This is a genomic window from Tessaracoccus lacteus (assembly GCF_029917005.1).
Lineage (GTDB): Bacteria > Actinomycetota > Actinomycetes > Propionibacteriales > Propionibacteriaceae > Arachnia > Arachnia lactea.
Window position 1 is genome coordinate 1,725,514 of record NZ_CP123967.1, and the last position, 16,631, is coordinate 1,742,144.

At 69.0% G+C, this 16,631-nt stretch carries 15 protein-coding genes; 7 read left to right on the forward strand and 8 right to left on the reverse strand.

Translation table 11 applies throughout. The features are described from left to right. Nucleotides 1–16: 16 nt before the first annotated feature. Nucleotides 17–1,180 carry an FUSC family protein gene (locus tag QH948_RS08000; protein ID WP_281143929.1) on the forward strand — a complete coding sequence of 388 codons (1,164 nt, stop codon included), beginning with the start codon at nt 17–19 and terminating at the stop codon, nt 1,178–1,180. A gap of 31 nt (nt 1,181–1,211) precedes the next feature. Here the strand turns inward: QH948_RS08000 and QH948_RS08005 are convergent, their stop codons facing one another. The 6 genes from QH948_RS08005 to QH948_RS08030 all read right to left on the reverse strand — a co-directional run bounded on the left by QH948_RS08005 (nt 1,212) and on the right by QH948_RS08030 (nt 6,447). Further along, nucleotides 1,212–1,862, reverse strand: coding sequence for a CBS and ACT domain-containing protein (locus tag QH948_RS08005; protein ID WP_219083958.1), 651 nt, complete (start codon nt 1,860–1,862; stop codon nt 1,212–1,214). Between the two features lie 7 nt (nt 1,863–1,869). Further along, the gene (locus tag QH948_RS08010; protein ID WP_281143930.1) at nt 1,870–2,568 is read right to left on the reverse strand and encodes an ABC transporter ATP-binding protein; all 699 of its coding nucleotides are present in this window, start codon (nt 2,566–2,568) and stop codon (nt 1,870–1,872) included. After that, nucleotides 2,561–3,349: an ABC transporter ATP-binding protein gene (locus QH948_RS08015; RefSeq protein WP_281143931.1), complete on the reverse strand. Its 789-nt coding sequence runs from the start codon at nt 3,347–3,349 to the stop codon at nt 2,561–2,563. Before QH948_RS08015 ends, QH948_RS08010 begins: the two co-directional genes overlap by 8 nt. Beyond that, on the reverse strand, nt 3,346–4,299 hold the full coding sequence (locus tag QH948_RS08020) for a branched-chain amino acid ABC transporter permease (protein ID WP_281143932.1): 954 nt from the start codon (nt 4,297–4,299) through the stop codon (nt 3,346–3,348). The genes QH948_RS08015 and QH948_RS08020 overlap by 4 nt, the downstream gene beginning before the upstream one ends. Beyond that, nucleotides 4,299–5,183 (reverse strand): branched-chain amino acid ABC transporter permease, encoded by an 885-nt coding sequence (locus QH948_RS08025; protein ID WP_281143933.1) that lies wholly within the window; start codon nt 5,181–5,183, stop codon nt 4,299–4,301. The genes QH948_RS08020 and QH948_RS08025 overlap by 1 nt, the downstream gene beginning before the upstream one ends. An 82-nt stretch (nt 5,184–5,265) precedes the next feature. Further along, complete coding sequence (locus QH948_RS08030; protein ID WP_281143934.1) at nt 5,266–6,447, reverse strand: ABC transporter substrate-binding protein; 1,182 nt, start codon at nt 6,445–6,447, stop codon at nt 5,266–5,268. A 206-nt stretch (nt 6,448–6,653) separates the two neighbouring features. On the opposite strand from QH948_RS08030, the gene QH948_RS08035 reads away from it, so the two are divergent. Next, nucleotides 6,654–8,006, forward strand: coding sequence for a chloride channel protein (locus tag QH948_RS08035; protein WP_281143935.1), 1,353 nt, complete (start codon nt 6,654–6,656; stop codon nt 8,004–8,006). Here QH948_RS08035 and QH948_RS08040 read toward each other — a convergent pair. Continuing rightward, entirely contained in the window at nt 7,912–8,853 is a 942-nt protein-coding gene (locus QH948_RS08040; RefSeq protein WP_281143936.1) for a COX15/CtaA family protein, read from the reverse strand. The two genes, QH948_RS08035 and QH948_RS08040, sit on opposite strands and share 95 nt — an antisense overlap. Nucleotides 8,854–9,015: 162 nt before the next feature. Between QH948_RS08040 and QH948_RS08045 the strand changes: the two genes are divergently transcribed. From QH948_RS08045 to lhgD, 5 genes are all read left to right on the forward strand, one after another. Next, entirely contained in the window at nt 9,016–9,606 is a 591-nt protein-coding gene (locus QH948_RS08045; RefSeq protein ID WP_219083950.1) for a DUF4956 domain-containing protein, read from the forward strand. Beyond that, nucleotides 9,606–10,394: a polyphosphate polymerase domain-containing protein gene (locus QH948_RS08050; protein ID WP_281143937.1), complete on the forward strand. Its 789-nt coding sequence runs from the start codon at nt 9,606–9,608 to the stop codon at nt 10,392–10,394. The genes QH948_RS08045 and QH948_RS08050 overlap by 1 nt, the downstream gene beginning before the upstream one ends. Then, complete coding sequence (locus QH948_RS08055) at nt 10,379–12,214, forward strand: carbohydrate-binding domain-containing protein (protein WP_281143938.1); 1,836 nt, start codon at nt 10,379–10,381, stop codon at nt 12,212–12,214. The genes QH948_RS08050 and QH948_RS08055 overlap by 16 nt, the downstream gene beginning before the upstream one ends. A 178-nt stretch (nt 12,215–12,392) precedes the next feature. Continuing rightward, entirely contained in the window at nt 12,393–14,243 is a 1,851-nt protein-coding gene (locus QH948_RS08060) for a BAR domain-containing protein (protein ID WP_281143939.1), read from the forward strand. A gap of 88 nt (nt 14,244–14,331) precedes the next feature. Further along, a complete protein-coding gene (lhgD, locus tag QH948_RS08065) occupies nt 14,332–15,522 on the forward strand; it encodes an L-2-hydroxyglutarate dehydrogenase (RefSeq protein WP_281143940.1) in 1,191 nt (396 codons plus the stop codon). A 19-nt stretch (nt 15,523–15,541) separates the two neighbouring features. Here the strand turns inward: lhgD and QH948_RS08070 are convergent, their stop codons facing one another. After that, complete coding sequence (locus QH948_RS08070) at nt 15,542–16,522, reverse strand: nuclease-related domain-containing protein (protein WP_281143941.1); 981 nt, start codon at nt 16,520–16,522, stop codon at nt 15,542–15,544. Nucleotides 16,523–16,631: the final 109 nt, after the last annotated feature.

Sequence of the window (16,631 nt, forward strand, 5' to 3'; positions counted from 1 at the left end):
GGGGCACGATGGGACCGTGAGCACACCCGAGCGCAATCCCCTCTGGCAGTCGACGGGCCGCAGCATCGTCCGAGCCTCCCTGCGGGCCTTCGACGCGTCGGAGCGCACGGCAAAGGCCGGCTGGGCCTCGCAGGTGCGCCGGGTCGGGCGATGGCGCGCGTGGCTGTTCATGATCGTCCAGATCTCCGTGGCCGCAGGCATCTCCTGGGGGTTCTCCAGATATGTGCTGGGCCACGAGGCCCCGTTCCTGGCCACTGTCGCAGCGATCATCTGCCTCGGCTTCTCCTTCGGCCAGCGTCTCGGTCGGGTGGTCGAAGTCGCGATCGGCGTCACGGTCGGGGTGTTCTGCGGGGATCTCTTCGTGCATTTCTTCGGCACCGGCGTGTGGCAGATCATGCTCGTGATCTTCGTCGCGATGTCCATCGCGACGTGGCTCGGGGCCCGGACGATCATGGTCACGCAGGCGGCGGTGCAGGCCGCGACGGTGCTCACCGTGTACCCCGGCATCAACGCCGGTCTGGCCCGCTGGCAGGACGCGCTTGTCGGCTGCACCGTCGCGCTGCTGTTCGCGACCGTCGCGCCGACGACCCCCATCGACCGGCCGCGCATGCTCGCGGCGAAGGTGCTGCACGGGGCCGCGGGCACGCTCCGTTCGATTGTCGCGGCCCTGCGGGACACCGATGCCACCGCCGCCGACGGGGCCCTCGAGCAGGCCCGCGCCTCGGAGGCCCAGCTGTCGGCCCTGCTGACCGCGTCGAACGAGGGGGTCTCGGTGGTGCGCACCTCTCCCTTCCTGCGCCGCCATCGCACGGCAGTCCTGCAGGTGGCCGACCTGGTGGTGCCGCTGGACCGCTTCATCCGGAATCTGCGCGTCATGGCCCGCCGGGCCGCCGTGGCGGTGTACCGCGACGAGGCGATCCCCGCCGCCTACCTCGAGCTCATCGAGGAGCTGGCCCAGGTGACAGACGAGTGCGCGGCGGAGCTGTTCGCGCGCCGGACGCCCGAGTCGCAGCGCCCGGCACTGGGCGCCCTCGGAGAGAAGACGTCGCACCTCGATCTCGGCGCCGGCCTGTCGACGACGGTCCTGCTCGCCCAGCTGCGCTCCATGATCGTCGACCTGCTGGAGCTGACGGGAGTCCCCTACACCGATGCCCGCACAAGCGTGCCCGACATGGAGTGATTCTCCACGCCGGGCCCACCCTCACGGGCCGTCAGGGGTGTCGCGGGTTGACCAGCTTGCGGAGGATGCGCATGCCGGCCGACGTGAGCTCCTCCTCGATCGCGGCGGTGTTCGGCGTGTTGAGACCGACCACGACGATGCTGTGGTCGAGTTGGCCGCGGTGCACGGCGAGGTGCGAGATGTTGGCCTGGTGCTTGGCCGTGATGCCGGTCAGGAGCGAAAGAACCCCGGGCTCGTCCTTCGCCTCGATCGTCAGCCGGGTCCCGGGGTCACGGAACCCGAGGATGTCGATGTAGGCGTCGAGCAGGTCGGACTCCGTGATGACGCCGACCAGCGCGCCGTCCGCCACGACGGGCAGGATCTCGATCTTCTCGTCGCGCATCAGCACCGCGGCCTCCTCCAGGAGGGTGTCGGGGCCGATGGTGATCGCCGGCCTGCTCATGACCTTGCCGACGGTGAGCTTCGCGATGAGGTAGGTGGCCTCCTGCGCGCTGAGCGTGGTCGCCTTCGACGGTGAGGCGGCCGCGATGTCGTTCTTCGAGATGACGCCGGTGACGCGTCCCTCATCCACCACCGGCAGGTGGCGCACGCCGTTGGAGGTCATCACCTCCAGCGCCTCCGGGATCTTCGTCGCCGACGTCACCGTGAAGGGAGTGGCGGTCATCCGCGTCTTGACGAGCATGTTCTTCTCAGCCTCCGAGATACGCGCGCTTGACCTCGTCGGTCTGCGCGAGGGCCTTCGCCTCTCCGGACAACACTATCGAGCCGGTCTCCATGACGTAGGCATGGTGGGCGATCTGCAGCGCGATGTTGGCGTTCTGCTCGACGAGCAGGACGGTGGTGCCCGCCTGGTTGATGGAGATGATGATGTCGAAGATCTCCTGCACCAGCAGCGGCGCGAGTCCCATCGACGGCTCGTCGAGGAGCAGCATCTTCGGCTTGGCCATCAGCGCCCGCCCCATGGCGAGCATCTGCTGCTCGCCGCCCGAGAGTGTGCCGGCCAGCTGACGGCGTCGCTCCGCGAGGATCGGGAAGCGGGTGAAGATCTCGTCGAGGTCGGACTGCACGACGTCCCTGCGGAGGAACGCGCCGAGCTCGAGGTTCTCCATCACCGTCATGTCGGGGAAGATCCGGCGTCCCTCGGGCACGTGCGACATCCCGCGGCGGACCCTGTCCTGGGCGGACAGGCCCGTGATGTCCAGCCCGTCGAGCGTGACGGTGCCTGCGGTGGGCTTCTTGATACCCGACAACGTCCGCAGGGTCGTCGTCTTACCCGCGCCGTTGGCGCCGATCAGCGTCACGATCTCGCCGGCGGGGACGTCGAAGGAGATGCCCTTGATGGCGTTGATGACGCCGAAGTGCACCTGCAGGTCACGCACCTCAAGCATTGCCGACTTCCTCTCCTCCGAGGTAGGCCTCGATGACCTTGGGGTTGTTGCGGACCTCGTCGGGTGTGCCCGATGCGATCACGATGCCGTGGTCGAGGACGTAGATCCGCTCGCAGATCTTCATCACCAGGCTCATGTCGTGCTCGATGAGCAGGACTGTCAGCCCGAAGTCTGCGCGCAGCTTCGCGATCAACGCGGTCAGCTCGGCGGTCTCGAACGGGTTCATGCCGGCCGCCGGCTCGTCGAGCAGCAGCAGCGACGGGCGGGTGGCGAGGGCCCTGGCGATCTCCAGGTGGCGCTGCTCGCCGTAGGAGAGGTTGCGGGCCAGCTCGTTGGCCTTGCCTCCAAGCCCCATGACCTCGAGCAGTTCGAGCGACTCGGACCGGATGCGCCGCTCGGTGGCGCCGAAGGGTGGGATGTGGAACAGCGCGGAGAACAGCGGGTAGGGCAGGTTCTGCTGCAGCGCGGTTGCCACGTTGTCCAGGACCGAGAGGTCCTTAAAGAGGCGGATGTTCTGGAAGGTGCGCCCGACGCCGGCCGCGCAGATCCGGTACGGCTTGCGCCCGCCGATGTCCTCGGTCTTCCCGTCGATCGTCAGCGTGATGGTGCCCGATGACGGCGGGTAGACACCGGTGAGCAGGTTGAACAGCGTCGTCTTGCCAGCGCCGTTCGGCCCGATCAGGCCGACCAGTTCGCCGGCGTCGATGTGCAGATCCGCCTCGTAGACGGCCGTCAGTCCGCCGAAGTTACGGGTGAGCTTTGTCGCCTCGAGCAGGCTCATGCCTTCGCCTCCTTGCGCCGGAACACCTTGCCGAGCACGGTGTCGGTGATCTCCTTCGAGCCCATCAGGCCGCCGGGCCTGAAGATCATGATCAGCACGAGGATCAGGGAGTAGATGATCATGCGGATGTCGGAGAAGTCCGCCAGCACCGTCGAGACCAGGGCCAGGACGATCGCCGCCACGACGGTGCCGGACAGCGAGCCGAGGCCGCCGAGCACCACGATGACGAGGATGTCGATCGACTTCAGGAACCCGAACTGGTCGGGCTTGATGACGTAGAAGTAGGTGGCGTACAGGCCGCCGCCGATCCCCGCGAAGAACGCCCCTATCGTGAAGGCCTGCACCTTGACCGCGGTGGTGTTGATGCCGATGGCCTCGGCCGCGATCTCGTCCTCGCGGACGGCGATGGCACGACGGCCGTGCGAGCTGCGGATGTAGTTCCACAGCACGATCAGCGTCACTGCGGTCAGCCCGAACACCCAGTTCCAGTCGGCGTACTGCGGAATGCCGGACAGGCCCGCCGCGCCGTTGGTGATACCGAGGTTCAGCAGGATGACGCGGATGATCTCCGCCATGCCGAGGGTCGCGATGGCCAGGTAGTCGCCGCGGAGCCTGAGTGTCGGAAGCCCGACCAGCGCCCCCACGAGGGCCGAGACGACGGCGCCGCCGAGGATGCCGAGCGCGAAGCCGAACACGGAGTCGAAGTGCATCGTGATCAGCGCGCAGGTGTAGGCGCCGAGCGCCATGAAACCCGCATGACCCAGCGAGAACTGGCCGGTGAAGCCGGTCACCAGGTTCAGGCTGGCGGCGAGGATGATGTTGATGCAGATCGTGACGATGATCGCGAAGATGTAGTCGTTGATCACGCCGGCCGAGATGAGCGCCAGCACCACCACGTAGGCGACGATGAACGGCAGTGCCCGCCAGAACATGGGCTTGAGGGTTTTCATCAGACCTTCTCCTTGACGTTCTTGCCCAGCAGACCGGTCGGCTTGACGATCAGGATGAGGATGAGGATGGCGAAGACCACCCCGTCCTTGAACAGCGAGTAGCCGATGCTGCTGACCAGCGTCTCGGCGCCGCCGATGACATAGCCGCCGATCAGTGCGCCCGGGATGATGCCGATGCCGCCGAAGACCGCGGCGACGAACGCCTTGAGTCCGGGGATGATGCCCATCAGGGGGTTGATCGAGTTGTAGTACACGCCGACGAGCACGCCTGCTGCGCCGGCCAAGGCGGAGCCGATCGCGAACGTGAAGGAGATCGTCCTGTCAACGCTGATGCCCATCAGCCTCGCTGCGTCGGGGTCCTGCGACACCGCCCGCATCGCCTTGCCCATCTTCGTCTTCTTGACGATGAACTGCAGGGCGATCATCAGCACGACGGCCACCCCGATGATGATGACCTGCTGGTTGCGGATGATGACGCCGCCCACCGCGAAGGAGCCCGTCAGGTAGTCAGGCATCTCCGGGTAGGCGCGCGGGTCGGCGCCCACGAAGTACATCATCGTGTACTCGATCAGCAACGAGACGCCGATGGCGGTGATGAGCGCCGCGATGCGGGTGGAGTTGCGCAGCGGCCGGTAGGCGACGCGCTCGATGAGTACGCCGAGGATCGTGCAGATGATCATGGCCGCGATCAGCGACTCGAAGAAGCCGAGGTGCAGATGTGTCATGCAGGCGTAGCCGACGTAGGCGCCGACCATGTACACGTCGCCGTGGGCGAAGTTGATCAGTTTGATGATGCCGTAGACCATCGTGTAGCCGAGCGCGATGAGCGCGTAGATACTGCCGAGCGACAGGCTGTTGATGAGCTGCTGCAGGAACTCTGTCACGGGCCACCTCCTTCTGGTGACCCGACGCGGCCGGGGCGCTGCCCCGGCCGCGTCGGGCGTGGAATCGGACGAAGAGGAACGGTCAGCCGACCTTCTCGCTGGAGTCCTGCACGCCGTCCTTCAGACCGATCACGAGGATGGTCTTGACGGGGTTGTGGTGCTCGTCCATGTCGAACGTGCCGGTGACGCCGACGAAGCCCTTGGTCTCTGCCATGGCCTTCTGGACCGCGTCACCCGTCAGCTCGGAGGCGCGGGAGATGGCGTCCGCGACGAACTTGCCGACGTCGTAGCCCAGCGCGTTGAACGCGCTCGGCTCGGCCCCCTTGGCCTCCTTGAACGCCTTGATGAAGTCCTGGACCGTCGGGTCCTCGTCGATCGACGAGTAGTGGTTGGTGAAGTAGACGTCGTTCAGCGCCGACGCGCCGGCCAGCTCCAGCAGCGTCGGGGAGTCGAAGCCATCGCCGCCGAGGAAGGGGGCGGTGATGCCGAGGTCACGGGCCTGCTTGATGATCAGGCCGGCCTCCGAGTAGTAGCCCGGCAGGTAGATGACGTCGAAGCTCTGTCCCTTGATGCGGGTGAGGATCGTGTTGAAGTCGGTGTCACCGGCGACGTACGCCTCGGAGGTGACGATCGTGCCGCCCTGATTCTCGAACTCGGTGGTGAAGGCGTCCGCGAGGCCCTTCGAGTAGTCGTTCGAGTTGTCCTTGATGATCACCGCGCTGCTGGCGCCGAGGTTCTCGGCCGCGAACTTCGCCATGATCGTGCCCTGGAACGAATCGTTGAAGCAGATGCGGAAGGCGTACTCCTGGACGGTCGACCCGTCCCAGGTGACGTCGTCGGCGGTGGCCGAACCCGAGACCACGGGAACACCGTTCTTGTTCGCGACCGGGATGATGGCCTTGAAGTTGCCGGAGGTGGCGGGTCCCATGCCGACGAGGACGTTGTCCTGCGTGAACAGCTTGTTCGCCAGGGTAGTGGCCTCGGCCGCGTCCGACTTGTTGTCGTACGAGATGATCTCGAGCTTCTTGCCGTTCACACCGCCGGCGGCGTTGATCTCGTCGATGGCCATCGTGATGCCGTCGACGGAGGCCTGTCCGTAGGTGGCGACTGCGCCGGAGAGCTCGTAGTTGACGCCCACCTTGATGGTGTCCCCGGTGACGGCCGAGCCGCCGGAGCCGCCCGGCTTGGCGGAACAGGCGGTCGTGGCGCCGACGGCTGCCACCGCGGCGGTGGCACCCAGCAGGGTTCGACGACGAAGGTTCATGGTTCTACTCCCGTTTCATGGCTCCAGGCGGCCCTTGGCCGCCGGGAGCTGCAACATGATGGGGTCATTCAAGCACCTTCAGTGAGTGGCTTCGGTCCCCTCCACACATTGCGGCCCGTCTCCCACGCTGTTTGCAACCGTCAACGATTCGCGGTAGTAGACGTGCTCACGGGCGTGACGACATGGACGGCGTAGAGTCTCGCGCCGTGGCTGTGAAGTTCGGAGCATCATCGGATCCCTTCGCGTCCAGGCGTCAGCTGGTCGTGTTCACCGCGGCAGCCATCTGCGCCGCCATCGGCATCGGGCTCGTGGGTGGCGCCTTCCGGTGGGCGCTCGAGTGGGCTCAGCGCCGACTTGGCACCGGGCTGGCGTTGGCCCGCGACATGGGTCCGTTGGGGTTGGGCGCGCTGTGCGCGGCGGTGGCGCTACTGGCGATGGCCGGGCGGGCTCTGGCGATGGCCACGCCACGCGCGTCCGGTTCCGGGATCCAGGACGTCAAGGCGGTCTGGCTCGAGGAGGAGGAACTCCCCGGCCGCGCAGTGCTGCCGGCCCGCTTCGTGGGCGGCATCGCCGCCATCGGGTCCGGGCTGGTGCTGGGCCGGGAGGGGCCGAGCGTGCACATCGGCGCCACCATCGGCGCGGAGGTAGGTCGCTGGTTCCGGCTGGGCGAGTACGAACGCAAACTCCTCTACACGACGGTCGGAGGCGCGGGCCTGGCCGTCGCCTTCAACGCGCCGATCGGCGGCGCCCTGTTCACCATCGAGGAGATCACCCGCTCGTTCCGGGCCCGGGTCGTGCTGATCACGCTGGTCAGCACCTGCATCGCGGTGGCGACGTCGCACTACCTGATCGCCGATGAGGCTGTCTTCCAGGTCGCCAGGCAGGTCACGCCGGATCCTGTGCAGCTGTGGGTGTTCATCCTGTTCGGCGGGCTGACCGCGCTGCTGGGCATGGGCTACAACTGGCTGAACATGGCGCTGCTGCGGTTCGCGGACCGGACGCGGATCCCCTCGCTTGCATGGGCGGCGATCGTCGGCGCGATCGTCGGCGCGCTGCTGTACACCGATCCCCTGTACGGCGGCGGAGGGGAGGCTGCGGCGCAGTGGGTCATCGACGTGCCGGCCCCCGCTCTGGGCGGGCTGCTCCTGCTGATGGCCGTCCGCTTCGTGGCGGGACCTCTGTCGTACTCGACCAGGGCACCCGGCGGACTCTTTGCTCCGACGCTGGCGGTCGGCGCTGTCTGGGGCGTCGTGTTCCATGCCGTGGCCGCGCCGCTGGTGGGAGGCATCTCCCCCGCCACGTTCGCGGTGGTCGGCATGGCCGCCCTGTTCACGGCGACCGTCGGGTCGCCGCTCACGGGCATCGTCCTGATCCTGGAAATGACGGCGGCCACCTCGTTGACCACGCCCATGTTCCTGGCAGCGGCGGCCGCGATGTTCGCGGCCACCCTGCTGCCGGGACGTCCTATCTACGAGTCGCTGCGGCGCCGGATGCTGCAGCAGAATGCCCTGTGGGTCGAGGCATCGCGCGGGCGAAGGCGAACGCGACGCACCACATGATCACGACGGCGGTCACGGAGTAACCGACGGCGATCGTCGCCTGGATGCCGTTGGTCTGGCCCGCGTCGATCCCCGCGCCGAGGATGATCATGCCGAGGCCGAGCTCGACAATGAGGGACACGACCAGTGCGAGGGCCAGCCCGCCCGCGCCGGCGCGACGGACCCGCTCGGCCAGAGCGATGATCGCGCCGGCGGCGACGACGGCCATCGCCATGCGCAGGCCCTGCAGCGCCGGGGACCCGTCGATCTCGACCATGGTCCACAGCGGCCAGCTAAGGCAGCGCGTGAACGACCCTGTCCCCGTGGCGGTGGTGCCGGCGACGACGCTCCCCAGCAGGTGCATGACCACCAGCAACGCGAACGCGCCGCCCGCGAGGCGGCGGGTGGGCACGGCGTCGGCGAGCATCTCGCCCCTGCGCAACGCCAGGTAGGTGGTGGTGGTCAGCAGGAGTGCGACGAGCGCGAGGCCGAGGTCGAGCAGCCCGAGCAGCAGCGGCAGGGTGAACAGGATGATCATCATCCCGAAGACGGCGGAGCCGACGGCGCAACCGAGCGCGACCCACGGCAGGACGCGGACCCGGCCGTCGGGGTGTCTGCGGCCAAACCAGCCGGTCAGCCCGGTCAGGACGAGACCGGCGAAGGCGATCGCGCGGTGCACGAACTCGATGACCGGGTTCTCGAGCCAGCCGACTTGCAGCTGCGGGGCGATCTGATCGGGATAGCACGCCGGCCACGCAGGGCAGGTGGAACTCGAGTCGGTGGCGCACACCATCGAGCCGAGCAGGATCGTGACGAAGACCAGGCCCATGGCCCAGGCACTGAGCTTGGTCAGTCGGGAGTCGTTCACTGAAAAACCTCCTTGGTCGAGAGCATCCAATCAGCCGCGCATCGCCCGTTTCCCCGAGGGTGGGATAACGCACAGACCACCCTGCCTGGTCTCACAAGCGACTCACAGCTTCGGCGGATGTAGTAGTCACATCGACCTGACCCGAACCGGAAGCAGAAGACCGTGACCACCACCTCCCTCACCCTCATCGCAATCGATCTCGTGGCCGCCGCGATCCTCGTCTTCGGACTGTTCTTCCCCCGGCACCACCGACGTGACCTCGTCGTCGCGTTCCTCGGCGTCAACGTCGGCGTGCTCGCCGTCACGACCGTCCTCGGCTCCGCCGAGGTGGCGATGGGAGTCGGGCTCGGCCTGTTCGGCGTCCTGTCGATCATCCGACTGCGGTCCTCCGAGATCAGCCAGCGGGAGGTGGCCTACTACTTCTCGGCCCTGGCGATCGGCCTGATCTCGGGTCTGCCCCACACCGACATCACGGTGCCGATCGTGCTGGTCGCCCTCATCCTGCTCGTGATGTTCGTCGCCGACCACCCCGGGTTGCTCGCGTCCGCCGGTTCCCAGACCATCCGCCTCGACCGCGCCATCACGGACCAGGCGGAGCTGAGGTCCGAGCTGGAGCAGCGCCTCGGCCTTGCCGTCACCGGCGTCACCGTGATCGAGGTCAACTTCGTCAACGAGACCACGCTGGTGGAGGCCCGCTACACCACGCGCCGCCGCGCCGCCAGCGGCTCGGCCCAGCTCCGGAAGGTCGCCTGATGTTCTCCCTCCCCCTCGCAACCTTCCCTGACGTGACGCTCGACGAGCTCAACGAGGACGCCGAGATGCTGACCCGCATCGACCGCAAGTACGTGCTCGATCGCGACGGCGCGGACGCCTTCGTGCGGGCGTTGGATCCCCGGATGCGCGTCCTCGAAATTGACGGGCGTCGACAGAGCGCCTACGAGACCGTGTACTTCGACACACCTGACCTGCTCAGCTACCGGATGAGCGCGCAGTCGAGGCGAGTGAGGATCAAGGTCCGCACCCGAACCTACGTCGAGTCGCGCACCAGCTTCCTGGAGGTCAAGACCCGAGGCGGCAACGACGTGACGGTCAAGGACCGGATCGGCTACCAGTGGATCCGTCGCGGAGCGCTGTCGAAGGAGGGCCGCGCGTTCGCGTCGGACGCCTTCGACATGCTCGGCCAGCGCGCCGAGAGCGCCGACGACCTGCACGTCGCCATCACCACCCGCTACCGCCGCGCGACGCTGCTCGCCCCGGACGACGGCCGCATCACGATCGACACCGATCTCAACTGGATGCTGCCCGACGGGCGCAGCCTCGACCTCCCGGATCTCGTGATCGTCGAGACCAAGTCGCGGTCCGCAGCCACCGACGTCGACCGCCTCCTGTGGCGCGCGCGGTGCCGACCGCAGCCGGTCAGCAAGTTCGCCACCGGGCTCGCCGCGCTGCGGCCCGAACTCCCCCACAACCGCTGGGCGCGCCTCCTGCGCGGCCCGTTCACCCCCGACACCTCCAAGGAGCAGCTGTGCGCCGCCGTCTGATCGCCTCCATCGCCGTCCTCGCCCTCGCCGGATCCATCTCCGGCTGCACCGCGGCCTCCGACGCCTCGTCGTCGTCGGCCTCGGGCGGCGGCACCTCCTCCACCACGAACGCCGCGACCGTCGACACCACCCTGACGGCCGACGCCGTCGTCGCGGCCAACTCCGACCCGACGACCGTGAACGACGACGAGTGGTCCGCCGACGACGCCGCCGACATCACGCTGTCCGGCACCTCGGCCACCACGGAGGCCGACGGCGTCACCGCCGAGGACGGCACCGTCACGATCACCGCAGCGGGGGTCTACCGGCTGACCGGATCGCTGACCGGCGGCGTCGTCGTGGCCGCCGGGGAGGACGACCGGGTCGTCCTGATCCTCGACGGCGCGACGATCACCAACGACGCCGGCCCGGCTATCTCCGTCACCTCGGCCGACGACGCCGCCATCTACCTCGCCGAGGGCAGCACCAACGCCGTCTCGGACGCCTCCGGCTACGCCGACGACGCCGACGCCAACGCGGCCATCTGGTCCGACGCCGACCTGACCCTCAGCGGCACCGGATCGCTGAGTGTCGCCGGTAACGGCAACGACGGCATCACCAGCAAGGACGACCTCGTCGTGCTCAGCGGCACCATTACCGTGACCGCCGCCGACGACGCCCTCGTCGGCAAGGACGCGCTCGTCGTCGAGGGGGGCACGCTGAGCCTGACCGTCGGCGGCGACGCCCTCAAGAGCGACAAGGACGACGACGAGACCAAGGGCTGGGTCTGGGTCCGGGGCGGCACGATCGACGCGACCGCCGGCGACGACGGGATCTCGGCGGCAACCGACGTCGTCGTCGAGGACGGCACCATCACCATCACCGCGGGCGGCGGGGCCGACCAGGCCTCTGACGAGAACACCGCAAAGGGCCTCAACTCGGGCACCGTTACGATCGTCGCGGGCGGGACCATCGCCGTCGACGCAGCCGACGACGCCATCGGCTCCGACGGGTCGATCGGCATCACGGGCGGCGAGCTCAGCCTCTCGGCTGGCGACGACGGCGTGCACGCGGACCTGACCGCCCAGATCAGCGACGGCATCGTCACCGTGACCAGGTCGGTGGAGGGCCTCGAGGGCAACGACATCCTCGTCAGCGGCGGGACCGTCGACATCACCTCCAGCGACGACGGCATCAACGGCTCCGGCGACGTCGGCACCACCGACACGAGCACGGACACCACCCAGCAGGGCATGGGTGGCGGAATGGACCAGGACACGGGCGAGACCGTGGAGATCGCCGGCGGGACCGTCACGGTCAACGCCGACGGCGACGGCATCGACTCCAACGGGTCGCTGACGTTCAGCGGCGGCACGATCACCGTCTACGGGCCCACGAACAGCGGCAACGGCACGTTCGACGCGAACGGCACGTTCCTGGTGACAGGAGGCACGATCATCGGCGTCGGCAGCACCGGCATGGCGCAGACCCCCGACGACTCGTCGACCCAGAACTGGGTCGCGACCACCGCCGACATCGCGGCCGGCCAGCAGGTCGACGTCGTGGACTCCGACGGCACCACCGTCGCCAGCGTCACCTCGCCCAAGCAGGCGGGCATGGTGTTCTACTCGTCGGCCGACGTCGCCGACGGCGGCACCTACACCGTCAAGGTCGCGGGCACGGAGTCCGGGACGGTCACCGAGGGCGAGTCGAACGTCGGCGGCGGCATGGGCAAGGGTGGAGGCACCGGCGGCGGTCAGCCGGGCGGAGACGGCGGCGGCCAGCGCGGCGGCGGCCAGGGTGGCCAGCAGCCCGGCGCCGCTCCCTCGACCGACAGCTGACCCTCCCCCTCCCTGACGCGATGAGCACGACACACTTGTCGTCGGGCGACACCGGCCTTGTGACCGTTCGCACCGTCGATGAACAGGAGGATCTGCTCGTCGACCCTCTCCGCACGGAAGCTGCGTCCAGATTCCGCCAAGCCGAAACAGCGTCGGGGCGTCCAGCTACCGTCGTTCCATGGCCACAGTTCAGCTCGTCACGTCGAAGCAGTCCGCATCCCAACTCGCCGACCTGCTGAACGGGGCGACGCGCCGAAAGCCGGTCGTGGTGGTGACCACCTCGTCGGGGCAGGAGCGGCCGTGGATCGACCCCCAGCGGATCGCGCAGGAGGCAGGCTCGCTCGCCGACGTCTACCTCATGCCGACGGGCGACATCAGCTGGGCCTTCGCCCACCAGATGGCCGACGAGACCCAGGTGTACGGCGGCGCCGGGCGCGTCTACCCCGTCGGGCACGAATGGACCTCCAACCCGCGGAGGTCGCCGCTGCGCTTCGCCTTCAACCCGGCCGACGGTGAATGGGCCACCGACAAGCTCATCTCGGACGCGCTGCGCATGGCCGCCGACGCCGGCCTCCTGCAGCCAGTCGCACAGGCGCGTCCCGTCGCCGGAATCGTGACGGGTGTCATCTCCGGCCGCGGCATCGTCGACCTCAGCCAGGGGCTGCGCGCCACGATCGCGGAGGAGCTGACCGTCCCAGGCGTGCGCATCGAGCGGCTCCTCACGGTGGGTCAGCAGGTTTCGGGGCTGTACGACCCCGAGGCGGGCCGCGTCGACGTCCGGGGCGGGCTGCGCCCGGCCGAGGAGGCCCTGGCCGGCTACGGGATCGGCGACGTCGTGCTCGCGCGGGTGGCGATGGTCCGCAACGGCAAGGCCGAGCTGGTCCTGTACCCGAAGACCGCCCAGCCCGAGGTGCGGGTTGCCGTCCTGCGCGCGGCGGTGACCACCAACGAGGCCGACGACCTGCGCACCCTCATGTCCCTCGACGAGGTGGTCCGGGCCCGAGTGACGGCCACTGGGCCGTCGTGGTGCCTGACGATGGCGGACGTGGACGACGACGAGCCCGTCGCCCCGGCCCCTGCGCTGCTCACGGGCGGCCCTCCCTGGCTCGTCGAGGAGCTGCCGACGCTCGACGTCGAGACGCCACCCACGGTCGCGATGCCGGCGCAGGCACCGCCCGCGGCCCAGGAGCCGATCGAACCGGAGCCAGCGGTCGCCGAACCGGAGCCCGAGGCCCCCGCCGCGCCGGCCCCGCCGACGCCCGCCATCTTCGGCCGCCGCCCCACCGGGACACCCGCCGCGAGGCCCGCCACGCCCGGCCCGGTGCCGCGTCCACCGTCGACACCCCCTATCGTCGCGACGCCTCCGGAGGCCCCCAGCGACACCCGTCAGCAGCTGCTGCTGCAGATCACTGCATTGAAAACGAGGATCGCCACGCTGGAGGCCGAGGCCGAGAAGGCGCGGGCGCTTGCCGAGGCGAACTCCGACGAGATCCGCCAGCTGCGGTACGTGATCAACAAGGTCGAGGCCGAGCGCGACCGCGCGGAGAACGGGCTGGCCAGGTCACGGACCGAGCTGCGGAAAGCCCGGGGAAAGAGATCCCGACCGGCCGCGGAGGAGCCGCAGTTCGCCGACCCGGAGCTGGGGTTCCGTCACCTCGTGCAGGCCCGTTGGGCCACGAGGACCCCCGTCGCAGAGCAGGCCGCCAGGCCGCTGCCGGAGTACGGGATCGGTGCGGGGTTCATCCAGTCACTGGCCGACCTCGAGGGGGTCAGCCGGGAGAAGGTCGCCGACGTGGTCGTGGAGGTCGTGACGGGCGTCGCGCCGAAGGTGGCCGGGCGCGAGGTGCATCGGCTCCGCTCGGGGATGGGCGGGGCCGACCCGGTGCGGACGCGTGCGGACGGCGCCGTGGGATACCGGGCCAGTCTGCAGACGGGCACGCCGTCGGCCAGGCGCATCCACTACTGGATGCTGCCGGGCGGTCAGATTGAGCTCGCGCGGGTCTGCACGCACGACGACTTCTCCATCTAGCCGACAACGGCGCGTTGACCGCGGACCGGGCCCACCGCCCACCCCGAGTGCCCTACGGTGCAGACAGGCACGGGCGAGGAGGCAACGGATGGCCGAGGTCATCGTCATCGGCGCGGGCATCGTCGGACTCTCAACGGCCCACGAACTCACGCGTCGCGGCCACCGGGTCACGGTGCTGGAGAAGGAACCCGAGGTCGCCCTGCACCAGACGGGCCGCAACTCGGGCGTGATCCACTCCGGCCTCTACTACTCGCCGGGCAGCCTCAAGGCCAGGATGGGTGCCGCCGGGGCGGTGTCGATGCGCGATTTCGCCGTCGAACACGGCATCGGGGTGGAGGTCTGCGGCAAGCTCGTCGTTGCGACGAGCGAGAGCCAGGTCCCTGCCCTGGAGCAGCTGCTCGCCCGGGGAATCGCGAACGGGGTGCCGGTCAGGCGCGTCGACCAGTCAGAGGCCCGCGAGTACGAGCCGCACGTCTCGTGCGTGGCGGCCCTGCGCGTGGATACCACCGGCATCGTCGACTACGTGGGCGTCTGCCGGACCCTGGCCCGGCTCATTACCGACGGCGGGGGCGCCCTGGTGACGGGAGCAGAGACCGCCGCGATCGACGCGCGCGCCGACGGCGTCACGGTCGCCACGACGGGTGGCGAGTTCCGCGCCGACCGGCTCGTCAACTGCGCCGGTCTGCAGGCCGACCGCGTCGCCCGCCTCGCCGGGCTCGAGCCGGACGTGAGGATCGTCCCGTTCCGCGGCGAGTACTTCGAGCTCGCACTCTCAGCCCAGCACCTCGTCAACGGCCTGATCTACCCCGTCCCCGACCCGACGCTGCCCTTCCTCGGCGTGCACCTCACGAAGATGATCGGCGGCGGGGTACACGCGGGACCGAACGCGGTCCTTGCCCTCGCCCGCGAGGGCTACGACTGGCGCACCCTCAGCCCCCGCGACATCGGCGACTACCTCGCCTGGCCCGGGCTGTGGCGGCTGGGCCGCCGGTTCTGGAGGACCGGCGCAGCGGAGGTCGTGCGGTCGTTGTCCCACCGACGCTTCCTGACCAGCCTCCGCGAGCTGGTCCCCGACCTGCCCGACGGCTGCCTCACCCCCGCCCCGGCCGGGGTCCGGGCCCAGGCGCTCCGCCGTGACGGAACCATGGTCGACGACTTCGCCTTCCTGCGGGCAGACCGCCAGATCCACGTCCTGAACGCCCCCTCGCCCGCGGCCACCGCTTCACTGGAGATCGGACGCTCCATCGCCGATGAGGTCGACCTTCTGCGTGGCGACTGAGCGCACCCCCGCTCGAAACTCAGGCCGGCAAGAAACGCTCGGCAACGAGGTCACGGACCCCGGCGACGTCCACCCCGCCGATTCGTTCTGCCATCACTTTCACGAGACGCTTGGGCCAGAGGACGTACACACCCCTGGTCTTGAACGATCCTCCAATGAGCGGCCAGTCGGCCTCCACGAAACAGAGCACCCCGGTCACGGGCACGTCGCCGACCAGTTCCTGCACCAGGCCGACCTGCTTGAGCACTCCGTCGACAAGCTTGGTGCAGTCCCGCCTCCCGACGGTGAGCTTCTCCACCCGCGGCCGGATGATGCCACCCTCGATCTTCAGATCGGGACGCCCCTTGTAGCGCTTCGCGTCGATCACCCAGACGCCGCCCGTGGTCACGACGATGTGATCGATGTTGGCCCTGGTCCGAGGAATCCTCCGGTCGTGCAGCACCGCGCACGAGTGGGACGCCAGCTTGTCGAGGCGGGCGCCGAGCAGTTCCTCGCCGACGGCGCCGGTCGCCCAGGCGCGCGTGCTCTGCTTCTCGCTGGAGAGTGCGACGGCGATGCCCCCGAATCGGCCCCACTCCTCTCGCAGTTTCGCCTCGTCCCTGGCCTTGCGCCGCTCGTACTCGCGCCGGGCAGACGACCCTGCCACGCCCACCTCGACGGTCGCCGCATCTGCGGGTACCGCAGCCTCAGGCACCGCCTGCACCTCGGGAGCCACCTCCATCAGGTCGACCGCCCGGCGCGGCACTGGAGCAGACGCGGCTCCCTGGCCCGGCTCCACCGCAGGAGCCGTACCGCGCACCGCGTGTGCGGGCGTCGAAGAACACCGCTCGGCCGGAGCCGAAAGACCGGCACCTGGCTCAGGGCATGACACGCACCGAACAGTCTTCGTGGAGCGCTCGTAGACGGCCTCCGCCTTCGCCGGGATCGCCAGGCCGCAGATCCGGCAGGCGCCGGCGTAGCGCAGCTTCATCTTCTTCTCATCGAGCGCCTGCTCCGACATCGACCACACTCCACCGTGCACTGACCGGCAGTGATGCCGAGTTCCTAGTCAGGAGCATATCGACGGGGTCCCCGGCTCACCAGCCCCAACCTCGTCATTGCGGGAACCA

Bases quoted from the DNA above. Each gene is read 5' to 3' on its own strand.
- QH948_RS08050 (WP_281143937.1), top strand. From the start codon at position 9,606: ATGTTCTCCCTCCCCCTCGCAACCTTCCCTGACGTGACGCTCGACGAG.
- QH948_RS08005 (WP_219083958.1), bottom strand. From the start codon at position 1,862: ATGCTCGTCAAGACGCGGATGACCGCCACTCCCTTCACGGTGACGTCG.
- lhgD (WP_281143940.1), top strand. From the start codon at position 14,332: ATGGCCGAGGTCATCGTCATCGGCGCGGGCATCGTCGGACTCTCAACG.
- QH948_RS08060 (WP_281143939.1), top strand. From the start codon at position 12,393: ATGGCCACAGTTCAGCTCGTCACGTCGAAGCAGTCCGCATCCCAACTC.
- QH948_RS08015 (WP_281143931.1), bottom strand. From the start codon at position 3,349: ATGAGCCTGCTCGAGGCGACAAAGCTCACCCGTAACTTCGGCGGACTG.
- QH948_RS08070 (WP_281143941.1), bottom strand. From the start codon at position 16,522: ATGTCGGAGCAGGCGCTCGATGAGAAGAAGATGAAGCTGCGCTACGCC.
- QH948_RS08030 (WP_281143934.1), bottom strand. From the start codon at position 6,447: ATGAACCTTCGTCGTCGAACCCTGCTGGGTGCCACCGCCGCGGTGGCA.
- QH948_RS08020 (WP_281143932.1), bottom strand. From the start codon at position 4,299: ATGAAAACCCTCAAGCCCATGTTCTGGCGGGCACTGCCGTTCATCGTC.
- QH948_RS08010 (WP_281143930.1), bottom strand. From the start codon at position 2,568: ATGCTTGAGGTGCGTGACCTGCAGGTGCACTTCGGCGTCATCAACGCC.